Source organism: Hominibacterium faecale, from assembly GCF_020734085.1.
GTDB classification, from domain to species: domain Bacteria; phylum Bacillota; class Clostridia; order Peptostreptococcales; family Anaerovoracaceae; genus Hominibacterium; species Hominibacterium faecale.
Genome location: NZ_JAJAGH010000007.1, coordinates 171,967 through 192,065, shown reverse-complemented (window position 1 = coordinate 192,065; position 20,099 = coordinate 171,967). Strand labels below are relative to the sequence as shown.

The following is a 20,099-nucleotide window of genomic DNA, read 5'->3' as shown; positions in this document are numbered from 1 at the left end:
TGAAGTATGTTTTGGAGGTGTTTTATAATTTGGAAAGCTATCATATACGGGGCGGGAATCCAATCAGCGGGGAATACAAGGTAAACGGAGCAAAAAATGCTGCTCTGCCGATCCTGGCCGCCTCCATTGTCACCAATGATGAAAATCTGTTTACCGGTTGTCCGCGCATCTCAGATGCGGCCATTATGGGAGAAATTCTTAGATCGCTGGGATGCAGGACTGAGGAGAACGGAGGCTGTGTTCTCGTTGATACGGCGGGGTTAATAGAATATGAAGTGCCTTCTGCCCTAATGGAAAAGATGCGGTCTTCCATCTTTTTAGTGGGGCCCCTTCTGACGCGCTGCGGCAAAGCGGTGATCAGCCAGCCGGGCGGATGCGCCATTGGAAAAAGGCCCATCGATATACATATTAAAGCCCTCTCCCAGCTGGGTGTATCCATGAAAGAGGATGGTCAGAAACTGGAGTTTACCGGCAATCAAATGACTGGAACCAATATTATACTGGACTTCCCTAGTGTGGGAGCAACGGAAAATGTTATTCTGGCCGCCTTAGGAGCAAAAGGGGAGACCGTGATCCACAACAGCGCCAGGGAACCGGAGATCATGGATTTACAGACGTATTTAAATGGCTGCGGCGCGCAGATTAAAGGCGCCGGTACATCCCAGATTACCATTAAGGGCGGTCTGCCTCTCCATGGTAGCCAGCATTCTATCATGGGCGACCGCATCGAAGCGGGAACCTTTCTCATGGCTGCCGCCGGAACCGGCGGAGAACTGCTGGTGAAAGGAATCGAAAGCGGAGCGTTAAGATCCCTTGTGAAGTATCTCAAACATGCCGGATGCAAGGTGAGGAGGGAGCCTCATGAAATTTGGCTCAAAGGGCCCGAGCGCCTTTGCGGCGTGGGAAAGGTGCAAACTGGCCCCTATCCCGACTTTGCCACCGATCTGCAGCCCCAATTCACGACAATCATGACTGCTGCCGAGGGGAAGAGCCGAATTATCGAAACTATTTTTGAAAATCGGTTTAAATATACGCAGCAATTGATAAAAATGGGCGCAGATATTGAAATTTTGCAGAGAGTCGCTATAATAGAGGGAGTAGAGTTCCTTGAAGGCTCGTGTGTGGCCGCAGAAGATCTTCGCGGCGGGGCGGCGCTGGTACTGGCCGGCCTGATGGCGCAGGGAGAGACCATCGTGCAGAATGTGCATTATATTGAGCGGGGCTACTGCGATCTTCATGGAGAACTGAAAAAACTAGGCGGGGATATCGGAAAGCATTATGAGAAAACATGAGACAAAACAATTCGACTGGGAGCAGGAATCAAGTAGCCCGGACGAAGAAAACAGGGAATACATAGAAGGGGCGCCGGAGCACGCCCCTTCTGAAGTATCAGCGAATAAAGTACCGAGAAAGAAACGGAAACGGAAAAAGAAGCGGTACGTGTTGAAGCTGCTGCTTTTGATTCTTATTTGTGTAGGCCTCTATTTTTTCCTGCGGTCAAGCATTTTTAATATCAAAACCATCAATGTGGCGGAAAGTACTCATTTTACTGCTGAACAGATACAGGAAATGGCCGGCCTTAAGACAGGAATGAACCTATTTTCCTTCAAGGGCGGAACATGCGCGGACAAGCTGGAAGAAAATCCGTTTATCCGAGAAGCGAAGATAAAGCGCAAGCTTCCGGACACAGTCACCATCGAGCTTGCTGAACGGCAGGAGCTTGCTATCCTGGCAAAAGATAAGGAGTATGTAGTGATCGACGGCGAGGGAGTTGTCTTGCAGATCGCAGAGCAGGCGCCCCAACTGACTCTTTTAAGCGGCATTACGATCGCAGATGCCGAGGAAAACAAGCCAGTGTCGGTTAAAGAGGAGACCAATTATCATAAAGCCATGCGCATTCTCAACGAAATGGTAAAAGCAGATTTGTATTTTAAACAGATTGACGTTTCTGAAGTGGTGGTTAAGGCTTATGTGACGGATCAGCTTTACTGTCTGGGAAAGACGAAAAACCTGCTGAAAAGCATGGAAGAAGGAAATCTTCAGGCCGTGATCTATGATCTGTATAAAAAAGGTGAGAAAAAAGCGGTTGTCAATGTTGGTGATGACGAGTATTTTTCCGTCGACATAAAGAGCAAATAGGAGACAATCATGGCAAAATATAAAGGGATTGCCGTTGCCGCGGTGCTGACATTTTTAATCGGATTCATTATTTCCATACAAATCAGCACTACAGAGGGAGATGATCAGGGAGCGCTGGTACCTCTGGCCAAGATTAAGGGATACGAGGCGCAGCTGAAAGAGGCTACGGAGGAAAAGGAAGCGGCGCTTTCCCGCCTTGGGGAGCTGGAAGATCGGATGGCAGAGATTGAGAAGAGCAAGGCCGGCGAGAACAGTTCGGTAAAATCCATGGTCGAAGAAAATGAAAAAAATAAAATGCTGGCGGGCTTGGTGGATGTTTACGGGCCCGGTCTTGTGGTGGAAATAAAAGATCCACCGGCAAAAGTAGAAGGGGCGGAGGATTTCAGTATCATCGCCTATAATTATGAGTATTTGCTCAATGTAGTCAACAAGTTAAAAGAGGCGGGAGCCGAGGCAATTTCCATCAATGGGGAACGTATTGTTCAGACTACGGAAATCAGTCTGGCGGGCGACAATATTAATATTAACGGCAAAGCAACGGCCCAGCCTTACACCATAAACGCCATCGGTCCGGGTGATACTATGGACGCAGCTATTACCATACGCGCCGGTGTGGTTGAAACCATGAAAAATCAAGGACTGATTGTTACCACCAAAAAGAAAGACCGTATTGAGATCCCCCGTTATACGGGTGTGATCAATTTCAAATACGCAAAGCCGGTTAAAGACGAATAAGGTGCGTGCAGATGAAGAAGATTTTAGGAGTGGCGGCGCTTTGCTTTTTGGTCGGAGCAGGCATTATGATTCAGGCAAAGATGACCGACGGCGAGCGGCTGTATGTTTCACAGAAAACAGTGGATGATTATAAAGCCCAGATCCAAGCTGAAAAAGAGGCGCTTTCCGAAGTGGAAGAATTGATATCCCAGGCCGAAAATAATCTGACCTTGTACAACAAAGAAGACGGAAAAAAGCTGCAAAAAGCGTTGAAAAGCGATTTGCTGAAGAATCGCATGTTTGCCGGTACAAAGACCGTTCACGGCGAGGGTGTTGTCATTACGGTGGACGACGGTACTGGTCCGGTAAAAAATGGAAGCGAAATTAACAGCCTCCTGGTGCACGATAATGATATCCTGCGGATTATTAATGAACTGAAAGCAGCGGGAGCAGAAGCCATATCCGTCAACGGACAGCGGATCATCGAAACCACTTCCGTGTCCTGTGCCGGATATACGGTTCGTATCAACGGCACCACTTATGCCAGGCCCTTTGTCATCTGTGCAATCGGAGACAGTACCAAATTGACAGATCGGCTTATCGGCGCTTACGGCTATGGAAAGGAACTCCAGGAATGGGGCGTTCAGTTCAAAATCCAATCCACTTCCGGCATTGAAATTGCTGGGTATGACAAAACTCCGTATTTTCTATATATGAAAGAACAGAAAGGGGACTGATGATTTGATTATCGCAATGACAATCGCGCTGATTCTGGGACTGATCTGCGGATTCGCGCTGAATATCACTTATCCCACAGAATATACATTTTACATTACGATGGCATTGCTGGCGGCGATGGACTCTTTAGTGGGAGCGATACGGGCCGATTTGGAGGAGAAGTACGATACCACCATCTTCGTTTCAGGGTTCATAACCAATGCGTTATTGGCAGGAGTACTGACTTTTGTAGGCGATAAACTGGGGATTCCCCTTTATTATGCGGCTATCTTTGTATTCGGCGGCAGGCTTTTTAACAATCTTGCTGCCATCCGAAGAATCATCATCCAGAGATATCGCGACAAAAAACAGCAGAAAATGTAGATTTTTTACGGTAAAAAAGTGGTATTTTAATTGGAAAAACAGGTGCATAGGCCGTTTCTTTATGCTATAATGTACGCAATGGCTTTTGCGGCAAGGCCGTAAAGAGGCGTACATGAAACCTGCTTTATTGCAGGTTGCGGGTTATAAATGACGGTAAGTTGTATAAAAAAGTATGGGAGGTAGTTTCTGATGTTACAATTTGAAATGAACGAGTCAACACCGGCAAAAATAAAAGTAGTTGGTGTGGGCGGCGGCGGATGTAACGCAGTGAATAGAATGATAGATGCAGGCATGCAGGGTGTGGCCTACATAGCGATAAATACGGACAAGCAGGCGCTTTCGCGCTGCAAAGCGGAAACCAAGCTGCAGATCGGCGAAAAATTAACAAAAGGATTGGGCGCGGGCGGCAACCCTGAGATCGGCCAGAAATCAGCGGAAGAAAACCTGGAAGACCTGTCCAAGTTCATAACCGGTGCGGATATGGTGTTCATCACAGCCGGTATGGGCGGCGGCACCGGAACCGGGGCGGCGCCCATCGTTGCCAAAGTTGCCAAGGATATGGGAATTCTCACCGTAGGCGTAGTGACTAAGCCCTTTACCTTTGAAGGAAAAAAACGCGGGGAGCATGCTGAGCTGGGAATCAAATTTTTGAAAAAATTTGTTGACTCTCTGGTGATCGTTCCCAATGACAAACTCCTGGAAACAGTGGAAGAAAATACTTCCCTTCTGGAAGCTTTTGATATGGCTGACGAAGTTCTCAAACAAGGCATACAGGGCATTTCCGAACTGATTATCGACGATGCGCTGATCAATTTGGACTTTGCAGATGTAACCACGGTTATGAAGGACAGAGGCATCGCACATATGGGCGTGGGAAAAGGATCCGGGGAAAACCGGGTTACCGACGCAGTCAAAGATGCTATTGAAAGTCCGCTGCTTGAAACCAGTATTGATGGAGCTAAAGCAGTGCTCATCAACGTTACCGGCGGATATGACCTGGGAATGCTGGAAGCCAACGAAGCGGCCAGCGAAATTGAAAAGGCGGCGGATGACAACGCCATCATCATATTCGGAGCGGCGATCAAAGAAGATATCAAAGACGAGATTTTTATCACGGTCATTGCCACTGGCTTTGAAAGCAGACCCAGCGCCGATCTTCTGGGAGGCGATCTGATGCCGGAGCATACCGGTGAAGAAAAGAAAGAGAGCGAGATCACAAGCTCAATTTTGGACGAAAAGAACGAAAAAGAAAGCGGCAGCCTAATCGATAACGACTTTAAAATCCCGCCCTTCTTATCATCCAAGTAGAACCAATTCTGTATAATAAGGAAGAGCCGGTGATGAACCGGCTTTTCTTCATAAAAAACGTGCGCATGACGAAATCAAAGATTCCTATGCACACATGTCGCTGACAAGCAGCGACGCTTCGCAAGGTACGTTCTTTGAAACTCCGTCAATATCGTCCAAGACGATATTTCCTACGTTATAAAAAATATATGAAGAAAATTACATCAAAGGAAAACCAAATATTCAAGCTGTGCAGCAAACTGACCATGCGGAAACACCGGGATCAGGAAGGGCTCTATCTGATCGAGGGAGAGAAGCTAGTCAGAGAAGCCATTGAAAGCGGACAACGGATAAAGGTGATCGCGGCAGCAGAAAGCAGCGGCCTGCGGCCTGACTTTTCCGAAGAAATCGTTTTTATGGAGGACAAGCTTTTTACAAAGCTGGCCCAGACGAAGACGACTCAGGGCATTCTGGCAGTTGTGGAAACGCGGGAACTGACGGAAGAAGAATTCCTGAAAAAGACAGCCCGCAAATCAGGCAATGTGGTTCTGCTGGACCGCCTGCAGGATCCGGGCAACATCGGTACCATCATCAGGACGGCGGACGCGGCCGGCTACAGCGGCGTTATGACCATCAAGGGAACGGCCGATCTTTATTCCTTAAAAATCGTTCGCGCAGCAGCAGGTTCCCTATTCCGCATGCCCGTGTTTTCCGCGGATTCGCCTTCGCAGGCCGTATCGGTTTTGGAGGCCGCGGGAAAAACCATATTTGCTACGGGATTTGATACGGATTTGTATTACTACGATGTGGATATGAAGCGGAACATCGGTTTGATCATCGGCAATGAGGGAAATGGCATTTCTCCGGAGCTGATGGCAATGGCCCACCGGATCATCAAGATACCAATGGACGGCGATATCGATTCCCTCAATGCTTCCGTGGCGGCGGGAATTCTGATGTATGAGTCCATGAGATAGATAAAAGACTAATTTTGGAGAGGTAAAAACATATGCAAACTCAATTAAACAAAATTTTGCAGGAGGCAAAAGAACAGTTAGAAAAGGCAAAGACATTGGCCGAAACGGACGAAGTCCGGGTTAAGGTACTGGGAAAAAAAGGCCAGCTGACTGAAATTCTAAAAGGCATGAAAAAGCTTTCGCCGGATGAGAAAAAAGAACTGGGGCAGGCCGCCAACAAAGTGAGAAACCAAGTAGAGACCCTGCTGGAAGAAAAGTTTGCGCAGGTAAAAGCCGCCGCAAAGGAAGCGCAGTTTAAACTGGAGAAAATCGACGTAACGGAGCCGGGCGAAGATATGAGCCTGGGCGTAAAACATCCGATCACCATTACCATCGAAGAAATTTCGGATATCTTTATGTCCATGGGTTACTCCATCGCAGAAGGCCCCCAGGTTGAGAGCGTGTTCAATGCCTTTGACGCCCTTAATTCTCCCAAGAACCATCCTTCAAGAGATGTAACGGACACTTTCTATATTGCAAAAGATACGGTCTTAAGGCCGCACACGTCTTCTGTACAGATTCGAACCCTTATGAGCCAGCAGCCGCCGATTAAAATCATCGCGCCGGGCAGATGCTTCCGCTGTGATACGCCGGATGCCACCCACTCGCCGATGTTTCATCAGGTAGAGGGGCTGATCGTGGACGAAGGAATCACCATGGCCGACTTAAAGGGTACCTTGGACAGCATGGCAAAGCAGCTCTTCGGATCTTCTACAAAGACCAAATTCAGACCGCATCACTTCCCCTTTACCGAACCGAGCGCGGAAATGGACGTTTCCTGTTTCAAATGCGGCGGCAAAGGCTGCCGAATCTGCAAAGGCAGCGGCTGGATTGAGATTCTCGGCTGTGGCATGGTACACCCTAACGTTCTGGCAGTAGGCGGAATCGATACGGAAAAATACACCGGATTCGCCTTTGGCATGGGTGTGGAAAGAATTGCAATGTTAAAGTATGGCGTTGATGATATCCGTCTTTTCTACGAAAACGATATGCGTTTCATCAACCAGTTCAAATAGGAGGTGCCGTAGATGTTAGTTCCAATCGAGTGGCTGAAAGATTATACTGATATTGATGTAGATACAAAGGAATTCTGCGACCGCATGATCATGTCGGGCTCCAATCTGGAGACCTGTGAATATTTCTGCGAAGAAATGGAAAATGTGGTGGTAGGCAGAATTGACAAAATAGAAAAACACCCGGATGCCGATAAGCTGGTGGTGTGCATGATTAACGTGGGTAAAGATGAACCAGTGCAGATCGTCACCGGTGCTCCCAATGTGTTCGAGGGAGCATATGTTCCGGTAGCGCTTCATAAGAGCAGGATTCCCGGACCGCTTCACGGAAAAGAAAAGGAAGAAGGCGGAACAAAGATTACCAAGGGTAAGCTGAGGGGCGTGGAATCCTTCGGCATGCTGTGCTCCGCAGGGGAACTGGGTTTTGACGACAAGGTAGTTCCGGTGGCCCACAGAGAGGGAATCTGGATTCTAGAGGAAGAATGTCCTCTGGGCCAGGATTTTGCTGAGGCGCTGGGACTGAAGCAGGCGGTGGTGGATTTTGAAATCACCCCCAACCGCCCGGACTGTCTGTCCATGGTGGGAATGGCCAGAGAAGCGGCAGCCACCTTCGGCGGCAGCCTCAAGTATCCGGACACAGCCTGTACCGATGAAACCGACAAGCAGGCAAAGGATTTCATTCAGGTGGAGATCAAGGATTCGGAATTGTGCAGACGTTATGCGGCCAGAATCGTGACCGACGTCAAGATTGAACAATCCCCTTGGTGGCTCCAAAAGAGACTGATGTACGCCGGAATGCGTCCCATCAACAATATTGTAGACATTACCAACTTTGTTATGCTGGAATTCGGACAGCCGATCCATGCCTTTGACATCCGTCAGATCGCTGATAACAGGATCATCGTCGAGCGGGCCCAGGAAGGCGAGACCTTTACAACCCTGGACAACACAGAGCGGACTCTCACAGAGGATATGCTGCTGATTAAAGACGGACAGCGGGGCGTAGCCATCGCCGGCGTCATGGGAGGACTCAATTCCGAAATCGAAAAGGATACGACAACTATTTTAATAGAATCGGCCAATTTCAACGGAGACAGCGTTCGGGCCACATCCAAAAAACTGGGCCTTAGAACAGAAGCTTCCTCCAGATTTGAAAAGGGAATCGATCCCAACCTGTGCCAGGCAGCCGCCGATCGGGTATGCAGATTGATCGAGATCCTGGGATGCGGAAAAGTGGCGTCCGGAACGGTGGACGTTTATCCAAACCAATTTAAGGCGCCTGTCATCGACGTGCGAGTGAGCCGGGTCAACCATGTGCTGGGAACCGATCTTTCGCGTCAGGATATGACTGGGATCTTCGAGAGCCTGGAGATGATCGTGGAAGGCGAAGGGGACATCATGAAAGTAACCCCGCCCACCATCCGTCAGGACTTACTGACAGAAGTGGACTTTGTCGAAGAAGTGGCAAGGATGTACGGCTACGATCAGCTGCCGGTCACCATTCCCAAGGGAAATTCCGAAGCAGGACAGTCAAGAGAACGGACCCTGGTGGATTTGGCCAGGGATACCCTGTGCGCTTTGGGTGCCAACGAGGTACAGACTTACTCCTTCGTCAGCCCGAAAGGGGTGGACGACGTCAGGATCGATGAAGATTCCTGGGAACGGGATTTTGTAAAGATTACCAACCCTCTGGGAGAAGAAAACTCCGTAATGCGGACCATTCTCACCCCCAATATGCTGGAGGTCCTGGCCAGAAATTATTCACGAAATATTGAAGCTGTCCGCGCCTTTGAAATCGGCAGTACCTTCATGACCAATATGATCGACCCGGAAAAGCTTCCCGACGAGCAGACCGGACTTTGCATCGGCATCTATGGAAACGATGCGGACTTCTTCACGCTCAAGGGAATGATCGTAGAAATGCTGAAAGTTCTGGGCGTGAAGGAAACCCTTTTTGAGGCGGAAAGTCAATACGGCGTATATCATCCGGGACGCTGCGCCAGAATATCGGTAGGCGATGAGGAACTGGGCATCATGGGAGAAGTGCACCCGGATGTATCGGAGAAATTTGGAATCGGCACCAGATCGTACGTTTGCGAGCTGTTTTTCGACTCGGTGATCCGCCACGCCAATATTGAAAAGGCTTACGAGCCTCTGCCCAAATACCCTGCAACATCAAGAGACATTGCGCTGCTTGTGGATGAGGACATCCAAGTAGGTGATATAGAAAGCATTATCAAGGAACAAGGCAAAGCAATTTTGGAAAAGGTACAGCTATTTGACGTTTATCGCGGCAAACAGGTGGCCGAAGGAAAGAAGAGCGTAGCTTTTGCTCTGACCTACAGAGATAAAAACAAGACCCTTACCGATGAAGACGTAGCAAAAGTTCATGATAAAGTCCTTGAAGCGCTGAAAGAAAAAGTCAATGCAGTATTAAGGGAAATTTAAAGGGGAGGTAAGCTGTGGAAAGCAACAAAGTAAGTGTAAAGATCTACGGACAGGAGTATGTGATATCCGGTGAAAAGCCCAGGGAGCAGATCGTAAAGGTAGCTGCTTACGTGGACAACCAGATGCACGAGATCGCCAGCGCGGCGCCGTCCTGCTCGGTTACCGACCTGGCAGTCTTATCGGCAGTCAACATTGCCGATGAAAGTTTTGTAAGCAAGGAAGAGGTTGAAGAACTGAAAAAGCTCAATGTCCAGCTGGAAAAGGATGCGCAGCATTACGTTCAGCTCTGGGATGAATCCAAAAAGAATTTCCTCCAATACAAGGAGGAGAATCAGGGCGTTGCCAGTCAGCGCGATGAGATGACCCAGAAGGCCGCGGCAAAAGAGCGGGAAATCCAGGAACTGAAAATGGCCGCGGAAAAGCTGCAGGATGAACTGCAGAAAGCCGCCCAGCAGACCCTGGAAGAAGCAAAAAAGAAAGCTCAGCAGGCGATCGATGAAGCCGAGGCCAAATGCAAGGAGCTTGAGAACAGTTTCTTTGACCTTCAGATGGAAAATCTCCAGCTAAAAAAAGAGCTGGAGACATACAGACGAAATATGGAATAAAGGAAACAAATGAAAACAAAATCGATCAATGTTTTGGAATACAACAAGATCATAGCAAAATTAGAAGAACAGGCCGGCTCTGAAATGGCGAAAAAAATCATTTCAGAGCTTACGCCTTCTCATGAAGTACCCGCAATACGGGACATGCTTGCAGAAACCACAGAAGCGGTGAAACTGATCGTCCATAAAGGACCATTGCCGCTCGGTGGTTTTTATGATATTGAGGATAGTCTGCATTTAGCAAGAAAAGGCGGCAGTCTAACCATGAAACAGCTTTTGCAGGTCCTGTACAACCTGGCTCTTGCAAGGAGGGTAACCACCTTTCTCAAGAGCGATCTTCCGCCTCTGCCCATCATTGAAAGCATCGCGGAAGTGATCGCGGTACACAAAAGGCTGGAAGATGAAATCGACCGCTGCATTTTGTCAGAGGACGAGATGGCGGACAATGCCAGTCCGGATCTGAAAAATATACGCAGATCCATCCTTCGCCAGAACGATGCTCTGAAAGCGAGGATCAACCAAATCCTCAATTCGTCGGATAATAAGACGCTGCTCCAGGATTCCATCGTTACGATGCGGGACGGCAGATACGTCATTCCCGTTAAAGCAGAACATCGGGCCAGATTCCCCGGGATCATCCATGATCAGAGCGCTACCGGCGCTACCGTGTTCATTGAGCCCCAGGTGATCGTCAATCTCAACAACGAACTGCGCCAACTGGAATTGCAGGAAAAAGCCGAAATCGACCGTATTCTGGCAGAGCTGTCCGGCGCTGTTTCGGAGCATTATCACGATCTTCTCAACAACCAGAAGCTGCTGATCCAGCTGGATGTGATTATGGCCAAAGGCAAGCTGTCCGCTCTGCAGCACGGCGAAGAGCCGTCCGTCAGTCAGGGCGGGGAACTGATCTTTAAAGAAGCCAGGCATCCGCTCATAGACTCTAAAAAAGTGGTGCCGATCAATGTTTCCATTGGAGACGGCTACAACACCCTGGTCATAACCGGACCCAATACAGGCGGAAAAACCGTAACTTTGAAGACAGTAGGCCTGTTGTCGATGATGGCTCAGACCGGGCTTCATATACCGGCGGCCAGCGGCAGCAAAATTCCTGTTTTTCAGGAAATTTTCGCGGACATCGGCGATGAGCAGAGCATCGAACAGAGCCTTTCCACATTTTCTTCCCATATGACCAATATCGTGGATATTGTAACAAATGCAGGAGAGGATTGTCTGGTACTAGTGGATGAACTGGGTGCGGGAACTGACCCGACGGAAGGCGCGGCTTTGGCGATTTCCATTTTGGAGAGCCTTTATGAGAAGGGGGCTAAGACCATCGCCACAACTCATTACACGGAGCTGAAGAAATATGCCATTTCCACCGATGGAGTGGAGAATGCATCCATGGAATTCAATGTGGAAACCCTGAGTCCCACTTACCGGCTGGCGATCGGAGTCCCCGGAAAATCCAACGCCTTTGAAATTTCTCAAAAGCTGGGTCTTCCCGAAGCGATCATTGAAAAATCCAGGAGACTCCTGGACGGAGGCGATATCCAGTTCGAAGAAGTCATTTCCGCACTGGAAGCCGATCGAAAAGCGGCAGAGGAAGAGCGGGACGAGGCGGTGATGCTCAATATCGCTATGAAGAAGCAAAAAGAAGAGCTGGATAAACAGACCCGCAGACTGGAAGAACAAAAAACGAAGATTCTTAACCAGGCCAAGGCTGAGGCCAGACGGATGATTGAGGAAGCTAAGGCAGTTTCCAAAGAGGTTCAGGAGGAACTGCGCGAGCTGACAAAAATCGAGAGCCTGGGTCAGAGGAATAAAAAATTCGACGAAAACCGCAAGCGGATCAAAGACGCGGCAGGGAAATACAGAGAAAAGGTTATTCGCGAAGTAAATGATAATCCGGTAGCGCCGGAAGATCTCAAGCTGGGAGACCGGGTTAAGGTCTTGAGCCTGGATCAAAAGGGCGAAATTGTATCTCTGCCCGATGATAAAGGAGAGCTGATGGTCCAGGTGGGAATCCTGAAAGCTAAGGTGAATCTGGATGATATCATGCTTATTGAAGGCGGAGCACTGGATATCAATCGGCCGAAAAAAGTCAAAAAGAATTATGGCAGCATGTATAAAGCCAAAGCCCAGAACGTTTCCATCTCCATCGATGTGCGGGGGAAAAATCTGGACGATGCCGCCATGGATGTGGACAAATATTTGGACGACGCCACCATGGCAGGTCTGAAAGAGGTTACCATCATCCACGGACGCGGCGAAGGCGTTCTCATGAAAGGGCTGCAGGATATGATGCGGGGCCATAGACATGTAAAACGATTTCGAAAAGGAAAATTTAATGAAGGCGGAGACGGCGTGACCGTTGTTTCCCTGAAATAGAGGTGGCGGTATGTATATGATCAGCGCCTGTTTATTGGGCGAAAACTGTAAATATAACGGCGGAAACAACCGCTGCCAGTGGGTGGTGGATTTTGCCAAATCCCACTCTTATGTGCCGGTCTGCCCGGAAACCCAGGCCGGCCTGCCCGCGCCCCGTCCCCCGGCCGAAATCTGCGGGAACAAAGTCCTGGACAGCGAAGGACAGGAGCTGACAGAGGCATTTGCCCAGGGAGCGGAGGCAAGCTGGGAACTGGCCAAGAAAGCGGCCTCTGATGCCGGAGAGAATATTGAAGGGGCGATTCTCAAGGCCAAAAGCCCTTCCTGCGGAAGGGATCGAATCTACGACGGAACATTTTCTGACAGGCTCACAGCCGGGGACGGATACCTGGTACGCCTGCTGAAGAACCATCACATCGATGTTATTACGGAAAAGGAGAACCTAGAAGATGATTAATTACAAAGAAAAAATCGCGCAGCTTTTGAGCACAGCTGTGGAAGGTCTTACAACTGAAGAATTGCAGAATATGGTGGAAGTACCCGCAGATGGAAAGATGGGCGACTATGCCTTTCCGTGTTTTCGTCTGGCAAAGATTCTGCGTAAGGCTCCGCCTATGATCGCCAAGGATATCGCGCAAAAGATCAGCGATGATCCGATTTTCGCCAAAGTGGAGCCGGTGAACGCTTACGTCAATATGTTCCTTTCCAGAGACGTTTATGTGAAGGATACCCTGGGGGATGTGATTGAACAAGGCGATCATTATGGACGCAGCGACGCGGGACAGGGAAAAACGGTCATTGTCGAATATTCTTCTCCCAACATCGCCAAGCCTTTTCACATCGGCCATATCAGAAGTACGGTAATCGGAAATTCGATCTATAAAATTTACGATTTCCTGGGTTATGATACGGTACGGATCAACCACTTGGGTGACTATGGAACTCAGTTCGGTAAGATGATCTGTGCTTACAGAAGATGGGGAAATAAAGAAGACGTTATTAACGAGCCCATTAAAACCTTGCTGTCCTACTATACCAAATTCCATGTAGAAGTGGAAAACGATCCCAGCCTGGACCAGGAAGCGAGAGATATCTTCACCAGACTGGAAAAGGGCGAGCCGGAAGAAGTGGAATTGTGGCAGTGGTTCCGGGATGAAAGTCTGAAAGAATTTACCCGGGTATACGATATGCTGGGCATTGAATTTGATTCCTATGCGGGCGAGAGCTTTTATTCCGATAAGATGCCCCGTTTTGTCCAGGAGCTGAAGGACGCTAATCTTCTGAAAGAGTCAGAAGGCGCTCAGATCGTCGATCTGGAAGCGTACGGAATGTCGCCCGCGCTCATTACCAAATCCGACGGTTCCACCTTGTATATCACCAGAGATATCGCGGCAGCGGTTTATAGAAAAGAGCATTATGATTTCTATAAGAACATCTATGTGGTTGCTTCCCAGCAGAACCTGCATTTCCAGCAGTGGATTAAAATCGTAGAGCTTTTGGGCTACGATTGGGCCCACGACTGCGTGCATGTTCCTTTCGGCCTTGTTAGTCTGGAGGACGGAACCATGTCCACCAGAGAGGGCAGAGTGGTATTCCTGGAGGATGTGCTCAACCGGGCCGTGGAACAGACCAGAGAAATCATCAAGGAAAAGAATGTCAATACGGACAGCATCGAAGAGACGGCCAAGATGGTCGGAATCGGCGCCGTTATGTTCCAGGAGCTTTCCAATAACCGGATCAAAGATTACGTGTTCTCCTGGGATAAAGTTCTCAACTTCGAAGGCGAGACCGGTCCTTATGTCCAGTACACCCACGCCAGAGCTGCCAGCGTGCTGAGAAAAGCCGGCGATGAGGTGGTAAAAAAAGCCCGGACAGCGGACATCGATACCAGCTATATCACCGGCGACAGCGCTTACGACCTGGCCAGATTGATCTATGCTTTCCCGGCCGCAGTCAAAGAAGCGGGAGACAAATACGAACCTTCTATCGTAACCAGACATATTGTAAATATAGCGCAGGCTTTCAACCGTTTCTATCATGATGAACACGTTCTGGTGGACAATGAGGACGAAAAGATTGCCAAGGTAGCGCTGGTCATCGCGGCCAAGAACACCATTAAAAACGGGCTGGGGCTCTTGGGCATCCAGGCTCCGGAAAAAATGTAAGGAGAGCAGAGTTTCATGAGATATGAAGGAAATATATTCAGACCGCCAAGTGAAGCGTACAGCCTGATCGTCCAGGTGACCATCGGCTGTTCCCATAATAAGTGTACTTTTTGCAGTATGTACAAGGATAAAACATTCCGTGTGAGAAATCCGGAGGAAGTGTTGGAAGATTTGGATATGGCCCGCCAGCGGTATCGGCGGGTAGAACGAATTTTTCTCGCCGACGGCGATGCTCTTGCGCTGAGCAATGCCAAGCTGCTGCGCATTCTGAACCACATCCAGAAGCTGTTTCCGGAATGTGAACGGGTAAACGTATACGGATCGCCCAAGGATGTACTTCATAAAACGCCGGAGGAACTGCGGGAGCTTTATGAAAATGGTGTTAAGATCATTTATATCGGCGCCGAGTCCGGCAGCGACCAGGTGCTGAAAGATATCTGCAAGGGAGCGACGCGGGCAGAGATCATTGAAGCAGTGAGGAAGATCGAGGATTCGGGCATTAAGGCGTCTGTGACCTTTATTTCCGGCATGGGCGGCAGAGACGGCTGGGAGGATCATGCGGTGCAGACCGGGACCATGATCAGCCAGATGGAACCTTCCTATGTGGGGCTTCTGACCCTCATGGTAGAACCGGGCGTTCCTTTGGAAAAAGATATCCGTTCCGGCAAGTTCCAAGTGCTGACCGCTGAAGAAGTGGTGGCGGAAACGCTGCTGATGCTGAAAAACATCGATGTTAAGAGACGGTGCGTGTTCAGGAGCAACCATGCATCCAACTATGTGTCCCTGCGGGGAGATCTGCCGCAGGATAAAGAAAAGATGATTGGCCTTTTGAGACGGGCGATGAAGGATCACAATATGCTCAAGGATGAGCGTTTCAGAATGTTGTAGTGAAGGGAATTGCATGAAGGTACTGTTGACCACACTGAATTCAAAATATGTGCATTCCAATCTGGCCTTAAAATATCTGTACCTGGCGGGAAAACACGTCTGCGATGGTCTGGACATAAAGGAATATACCATCAACAACAGCAGAGATTATGTGTTTACCGAGCTGGTGACGGCGGATTACGATGCAGTCTGTTTTTCCTGCTATATCTGGAATATTGAAAAAATATTGGAGCTGGCGGCGGATCTGAAGAAGGCCCGCCCTCAAATCCAAATCCTTTTGGGCGGCCCGGAGGTCAGCTACGATGGGGAGCAGGTTTTGCGGGATAACCCGTTGGTGGACTTTGTTCTCGCCGGTGAAGGAGAGAATAGCTTTCCCCAGTGGTGCCGGGCGCTGGCAGGGGATATTCCTTTTGAGCAGGCTGCCGGTCTGGTGTATCGGAGCCATGGTCGGATTTATGCCAATCCCGTGGCAGAGCCGGTGAACCTTCTGCAGATTCCGTTCCCGTATGAGACGTTTCCCTGCGAGACGGACCGGGTGATTTACTATGAATCGTCGCGGGGCTGCCCCTTTGGGTGCAGCTACTGCATATCCTCGCTGGACAAGCGTATCCGCAGCCTGCCTGTGGAGCGGGTCAAAGCCGACTTGCGCTGTTTTCTCGACCAGAATGTAAAGCAGGTCAAGTTTTTGGACAGAACCTTCAATTGGGATAAGGCCCGGACTTTGGAGATCTTTCAATTTCTCATGGATCAGGACAACGGTGTGACCAATTTTCATTTTGAAATTTGTGCCGATCTGCTGGATGATGAGCTTTTTCTAGTGTTGGGCCAGGCCAGAGAAGGATTGTTTCAATTTGAGATTGGGATCCAGTCCACCAATGGGGATACCCTTTCAGCAGTCAGAAGAACCAGCGATACGGCCGCAGTTCTGGCAAGCGTAGGCAGGCTGGTCTTGCTGGGAAACAGCCATATTCATGTGGATCTGATCGCGGGACTTCCCTATGAGGACTACCGGATTTTCCGAAAATCCTTCAATGATGTTTACGCACTGGGCGCAGACAACCTTCAGCTTGGATTTTTAAAGCTCTTAAAGGGAACCTCCATTCGGGCGGATGAGAAAAAATACGGCTATGTCTATATGAGTAAAGCGCCTTATCAGATCATTTCCAATCAATTTCTTACAGCGGAGGAAGTGTGCCGGCTGAAACAAATTGAGACGGTTTTGGATCTTTACTATAACCGGGGCGGCTTTGCACATACGTTATCTGAGGCTGTTTCAGCGACCGCCGAAACGCCCTTTGATTTTTATGAAGCTCTCGCGGGTTACTATTATGCAGAGGGGTTTCAACACCGATCGCACAAAAAGGAAGACCTCTACCGAATTCTTTTCCAGTTCTTCGGCTCGATGGGGCGGGGAGAGCAGTTTCTTCCGCTGCTGGAACGGGATTTAAAGCAAACCATGAACTTTGATGCAGTTAAAAAATTTTTTAGAAAGGGATGGACAATCCTGTAGGTGGAACATATGGCAGAACAAAAGAAAAAAACGCTGGCCCAGACCATGGGCATTACAAGGACCGTAGTCAGAGATCCTTCTGAATCGGATATACAGCTGAGGGAGGACCGGATCGGCCGTTATTTTAAAAAGTACCTGAGCAAGTTTGTGTTCGACGAATTTTCTCCCAAATTTATTGAGGAATCCAAGGCCGGCGATCTGCTGAAGGGTGTGCCGATCCCGCTGCGGAAAAAGGATTTGAAAGCTTTTGACGGCGGAGAGGGTCTGCCCATGCTGGTCATTGCGGAAAATATGGCCTGGGTCATGGGCTGCGATCCCCATTTCAAGCATACCAAGGATTATGTGGCAATCCTCAGCCGGATTTATAATTATAAGCTGTACGAGGGCATGATGAAGGAAGGCCGCGACGCCGCAGAGCGGGGTGCGATGGATGATGCCTGCATCCATTTCCGGGCCGCTTTGTGTATGAAGCCGGATTATCTCCATGCGATGTACAGTTATGCGCGGGCGTGCAGAGCCATGTACCAGGACAGCCGCAATGAAGAATATGTGGGACGTTTTAAAGCGGAAGCACTGGATTTCTTTGAGCTTACCACCGAGACCCATCCGCGTTTCGCACAGGCCTATTATTATTTGGGGTATGCTTACCTCAACATGGGCCTCTACATAAAAGCGGACTTGACTTGGGCGGAATTCCTCCGCTTCAGCAGAAACGGTCCCGATAAAAAGGAAATTCGCAAACGCAGGCAGCAGCTGCAGGGTCCTATTCAGATTGAAAGCGGCTATAACGATGTTTTGGCAGGCCGCTATGAAGAGGGCAGAGAAAAGTTGGAGCCGTTCTTAAACAGCCAATTCAATACCTGGTGGCCGCTTCATTATTATCTGGGCGTTGCCTATGAAATGACCGGGAAAAAGAGTCAGGCCATCGCCAGCTTTAAAAAGGTTTTGACCCTGAATGCCAGCCATATCGAAACCATGCAGGAGCTTGTGGATATTTACACCGAGTCGGGCGACCGTGAAAACCGGCGTAAATATGAAAAGAAGATTGAGCTGGTACAGAAAACGATTCAAGAAGATCAAAAAGCCTTTAAAGAGGAAATCGCCAAGGAAGATAAAGAGCTGCAGGAGCAGGAGCCTAAGGATCAAAAGCCGGAGTTCATTGAAGAAATAAAAGAGCTGCCGAGAGCAAAGGATTCCGGGAAGAAAAAGATTAAGCGATTGGACCGCAAGGAAAAGTAGAGAGGAGAAACGGGAAGTGAGCGATCAAGAGACAAAGGCAGCCGGCAAGGGAAAAGTTATTGTTTATATTGTCGTCCGGATACTGGTGATCGCGGTGATGATCGCGCAGATTTTCAACCATAATTGGGACAATGTGTTTACCTGTGCGCTGACGCTGATTCTGCTGCTGTTGCCGTCATTTCTTTCAAGCAAGCTGCATATTGTTCTGCCCAATACCCTTGAAATTATCATTATCTGCTTTATCTTTGCCGCAGAAATTCTGGGAGAAGTACATGAGTATTATGTAATTTTCGATTACTGGGATGATATGCTCCATACTATGAACGGTTTTCTGTCTGCAGCGATCGGCTTTGCCATGGTCGATATACTCAACAGACATGAGCGGGTATCTATGAACCTTTCCCCGGCATTTGTGGCCTTGGTGGCATTCTGCTTTTCCATGACCATCGGTGTATTGTGGGAGTTTTTCGAATATAATATGGATTTGTTCTTTGGCAAGGATATGCAAAAGGATACCTGGATCACAGCCTTTAATTCCGTGGCGCTCAATCCTGACGGCGCCAATGTACCTGTTCAAGTGGATGTGGAAAGCGTAACGGTCAATGGACAAACCTGGGACAAATATCTGGACATTGGTCTTTATGATACCATGAGTGACTTATTTGTAAATTTCGTGGGTGCAGTTACTTTCTCGATTTTTGGACTCATCTATATAAAGAATCGAGGCAAGGGATTTGCCGCCAGATTTATCCCCATTTTGAGGCTAGACAAAAAGAATCGCCCATCCAGTCAAAGTCCGCGTAAAATGCGCGGATAATTCTGCGGCTCGGAAGGCGATATATCCGCCGGTTTTATAATAAAGCAGGCTTTGTTGATATGCAGCAAATATGATGTTATTTCTGGCCCTGAGCCAGTATTTTGGATATAAAAAATTACATTCTCTTAACGTTTTATGAATACTAGCAAGCGAAGTGGATAACCTAGTAAGGTCGGCAGTTTTCGGCGATCGAGGAAATTATACAAAAAGGTAAATTCATTTAAAAAATGTGTTGACACAAACCTATTTACTGTTGTATAATAATATCTGTCGCTGGAACGAGCGGAAAGATGTTCCAAGGTAGCTCAATGGTGGAGCAACCGGCTGTTAACCGGTAGGCTGTGGGTTCGAGCCCCACCCTTGGAGCCAATTTTGGAAGTTCCGATAAAGAAGGGCGAGAACCCGAGAGGGTAGAAATCTTCAGTGAAGATTTCTTCGCGGAACAGTGCGTAAGCACGGTGAAGCGTATTCAGCTTGCGAAGCAAGCGTGAGCCCCACCCTTGGAGCCAATTTTGGAAGTTCCGAAAGACGGCGAGAACCCGGCAGGGTGGAAGCCAAATGAAAGGCTTGCCGAAGTGGTGGAATTGGCAGACACGCGGGACTTAAAATCCCGTGATCCTTACCGATCGTACCGGTTCGACCCCGGTCTTCGGCACCAATTAATTTCATATCTGATATCGCGGGGTGGAGCAGTTGGTAGCTCGTCGGGCTCATAACCCGGAGGCCGCAGGTTCGAATCCTGTCCCCGCAACCAAGCATTCAATAATCGCAC

General features: G+C 48.8%; 17 protein-coding genes and 3 tRNA genes. All 20 read left to right on the top strand.

The window, feature by feature from the left end:
- Nucleotides 1-29: 29 nt before the first annotated feature.
- The 20 genes from murA (at nt 30) to LG211_RS10450 (ending at nt 20,081) form a co-directional block, all read left to right on the top strand.
- Nucleotides 30-1,292, top strand: a complete 1,263-nt coding sequence (murA, locus tag LG211_RS10545; protein WP_253019964.1) for a UDP-N-acetylglucosamine 1-carboxyvinyltransferase — start codon at nt 30-32, stop codon at nt 1,290-1,292.
- The gene (locus tag LG211_RS10540; RefSeq protein ID WP_269477476.1) at nt 1,279-2,139 is read left to right on the top strand and encodes a cell division protein FtsQ/DivIB; all 861 of its coding nucleotides are present in this window, start codon (nt 1,279-1,281) and stop codon (nt 2,137-2,139) included. Before murA ends, LG211_RS10540 begins: the two co-directional genes overlap by 14 nt.
- Before the next feature lie 9 nt (nt 2,140-2,148).
- The gene (locus LG211_RS10535) at nt 2,149-2,874 is read left to right on the top strand and encodes a DUF881 domain-containing protein (protein ID WP_269477475.1); all 726 of its coding nucleotides are present in this window, start codon (nt 2,149-2,151) and stop codon (nt 2,872-2,874) included.
- A gap of 11 nt (nt 2,875-2,885) precedes the next feature.
- Nucleotides 2,886-3,590 (top strand): DUF881 domain-containing protein, encoded by a 705-nt coding sequence (locus LG211_RS10530; RefSeq protein WP_148396323.1) that lies wholly within the window; start codon nt 2,886-2,888, stop codon nt 3,588-3,590.
- 4 nt (nt 3,591-3,594) lie between these two features.
- Complete coding sequence (locus tag LG211_RS10525; protein WP_148396324.1) at nt 3,595-3,954, top strand: small basic family protein; 360 nt, start codon at nt 3,595-3,597, stop codon at nt 3,952-3,954.
- 189 nt (nt 3,955-4,143) lie between these two features.
- Entirely contained in the window at nt 4,144-5,262 is a 1,119-nt protein-coding gene (ftsZ, locus tag LG211_RS10520; protein WP_148396325.1) for a cell division protein FtsZ, read from the top strand.
- 188 nt (nt 5,263-5,450) lie between these two features.
- Complete coding sequence (locus tag LG211_RS10515; protein WP_148396326.1) at nt 5,451-6,218, top strand: TrmH family RNA methyltransferase; 768 nt, start codon at nt 5,451-5,453, stop codon at nt 6,216-6,218.
- Nucleotides 6,219-6,250: 32 nt separating this feature from the next.
- Complete coding sequence (gene pheS, locus LG211_RS10510) at nt 6,251-7,273, top strand: phenylalanine--tRNA ligase subunit alpha (RefSeq protein WP_148396327.1); 1,023 nt, start codon at nt 6,251-6,253, stop codon at nt 7,271-7,273.
- Between the two features lie 12 nt (nt 7,274-7,285).
- A complete protein-coding gene (gene pheT, locus LG211_RS10505; RefSeq protein ID WP_269477474.1) occupies nt 7,286-9,718 on the top strand; it encodes a phenylalanine--tRNA ligase subunit beta in 2,433 nt (810 codons plus the stop codon).
- A gap of 14 nt (nt 9,719-9,732) precedes the next feature.
- Nucleotides 9,733-10,323: a cell division protein ZapA gene (locus LG211_RS10500; protein WP_148396329.1), complete on the top strand. Its 591-nt coding sequence runs from the start codon at nt 9,733-9,735 to the stop codon at nt 10,321-10,323.
- A 9-nt stretch (nt 10,324-10,332) separates the two neighbouring features.
- Nucleotides 10,333-12,711 carry an endonuclease MutS2 gene (locus LG211_RS10495; RefSeq protein WP_269477473.1) on the top strand — a complete coding sequence of 793 codons (2,379 nt, stop codon included), beginning with the start codon at nt 10,333-10,335 and terminating at the stop codon, nt 12,709-12,711.
- Between the two features lie 10 nt (nt 12,712-12,721).
- Nucleotides 12,722-13,165, top strand: coding sequence for a 2-thiouracil desulfurase family protein (locus LG211_RS10490; protein WP_269477472.1), 444 nt, complete (start codon nt 12,722-12,724; stop codon nt 13,163-13,165).
- Nucleotides 13,158-14,873, top strand: coding sequence for an arginine--tRNA ligase (gene argS, locus LG211_RS10485; protein ID WP_148396332.1), 1,716 nt, complete (start codon nt 13,158-13,160; stop codon nt 14,871-14,873). Before LG211_RS10490 ends, argS begins: the two co-directional genes overlap by 8 nt.
- Nucleotides 14,874-14,888: 15 nt before the next feature.
- Nucleotides 14,889-15,761, top strand: a complete 873-nt coding sequence (locus LG211_RS10480) for a radical SAM protein (RefSeq protein WP_148396333.1) — start codon at nt 14,889-14,891, stop codon at nt 15,759-15,761.
- A gap of 13 nt (nt 15,762-15,774) precedes the next feature.
- Nucleotides 15,775-17,271, top strand: a complete 1,497-nt coding sequence (locus tag LG211_RS10475; protein WP_269477471.1) for a B12-binding domain-containing radical SAM protein — start codon at nt 15,775-15,777, stop codon at nt 17,269-17,271.
- 9 nt (nt 17,272-17,280) lie between these two features.
- Nucleotides 17,281-18,510 carry a tetratricopeptide repeat protein gene (locus LG211_RS10470; RefSeq protein ID WP_269477470.1) on the top strand — a complete coding sequence of 410 codons (1,230 nt, stop codon included), beginning with the start codon at nt 17,281-17,283 and terminating at the stop codon, nt 18,508-18,510.
- 16 nt (nt 18,511-18,526) lie between these two features.
- Nucleotides 18,527-19,327 carry a DUF2238 domain-containing protein gene (locus LG211_RS10465; protein WP_269477469.1) on the top strand — a complete coding sequence of 267 codons (801 nt, stop codon included), beginning with the start codon at nt 18,527-18,529 and terminating at the stop codon, nt 19,325-19,327.
- A 294-nt stretch (nt 19,328-19,621) separates the two neighbouring features.
- Nucleotides 19,622-19,696, top strand: a tRNA-Asn gene (locus LG211_RS10460).
- A gap of 200 nt (nt 19,697-19,896) precedes the next feature.
- Nucleotides 19,897-19,985 (top strand) — tRNA-Leu (locus LG211_RS10455).
- A 20-nt stretch (nt 19,986-20,005) separates the two neighbouring features.
- Nucleotides 20,006-20,081: transfer RNA gene (locus LG211_RS10450), tRNA-Met, on the top strand.
- The last annotated feature ends 18 nt before the right edge of the window (nt 20,082-20,099 follow it).

What these genes read in the sequence shown, in the direction of transcription:
- argS (WP_148396332.1), top strand. Translation starts at nt 13,158, where the DNA reads ATGATTAATTACAAAGAAAAAATCGCGCAGCTTTTGAGCACAGCTGTG.
- LG211_RS10495 (WP_269477473.1), top strand. Translation starts at nt 10,333, where the DNA reads ATGAAAACAAAATCGATCAATGTTTTGGAATACAACAAGATCATAGCA.
- pheT (WP_269477474.1), top strand. Translation starts at nt 7,286, where the DNA reads ATGTTAGTTCCAATCGAGTGGCTGAAAGATTATACTGATATTGATGTA.
- LG211_RS10535 (WP_269477475.1), top strand. Translation starts at nt 2,149, where the DNA reads ATGGCAAAATATAAAGGGATTGCCGTTGCCGCGGTGCTGACATTTTTA.
- LG211_RS10530 (WP_148396323.1), top strand. Translation starts at nt 2,886, where the DNA reads ATGAAGAAGATTTTAGGAGTGGCGGCGCTTTGCTTTTTGGTCGGAGCA.
- LG211_RS10540 (WP_269477476.1), top strand. Translation starts at nt 1,279, where the DNA reads ATGAGAAAACATGAGACAAAACAATTCGACTGGGAGCAGGAATCAAGT.
- LG211_RS10475 (WP_269477471.1), top strand. Translation starts at nt 15,775, where the DNA reads ATGAAGGTACTGTTGACCACACTGAATTCAAAATATGTGCATTCCAAT.
- ftsZ (WP_148396325.1), top strand. Translation starts at nt 4,144, where the DNA reads ATGTTACAATTTGAAATGAACGAGTCAACACCGGCAAAAATAAAAGTA.
- pheS (WP_148396327.1), top strand. Translation starts at nt 6,251, where the DNA reads ATGCAAACTCAATTAAACAAAATTTTGCAGGAGGCAAAAGAACAGTTA.
- LG211_RS10480 (WP_148396333.1), top strand. Translation starts at nt 14,889, where the DNA reads ATGAGATATGAAGGAAATATATTCAGACCGCCAAGTGAAGCGTACAGC.
- LG211_RS10515 (WP_148396326.1), top strand. Translation starts at nt 5,451, where the DNA reads ATGAAGAAAATTACATCAAAGGAAAACCAAATATTCAAGCTGTGCAGC.
- LG211_RS10490 (WP_269477472.1), top strand. Translation starts at nt 12,722, where the DNA reads ATGTATATGATCAGCGCCTGTTTATTGGGCGAAAACTGTAAATATAAC.
- LG211_RS10470 (WP_269477470.1), top strand. Translation starts at nt 17,281, where the DNA reads ATGGCAGAACAAAAGAAAAAAACGCTGGCCCAGACCATGGGCATTACA.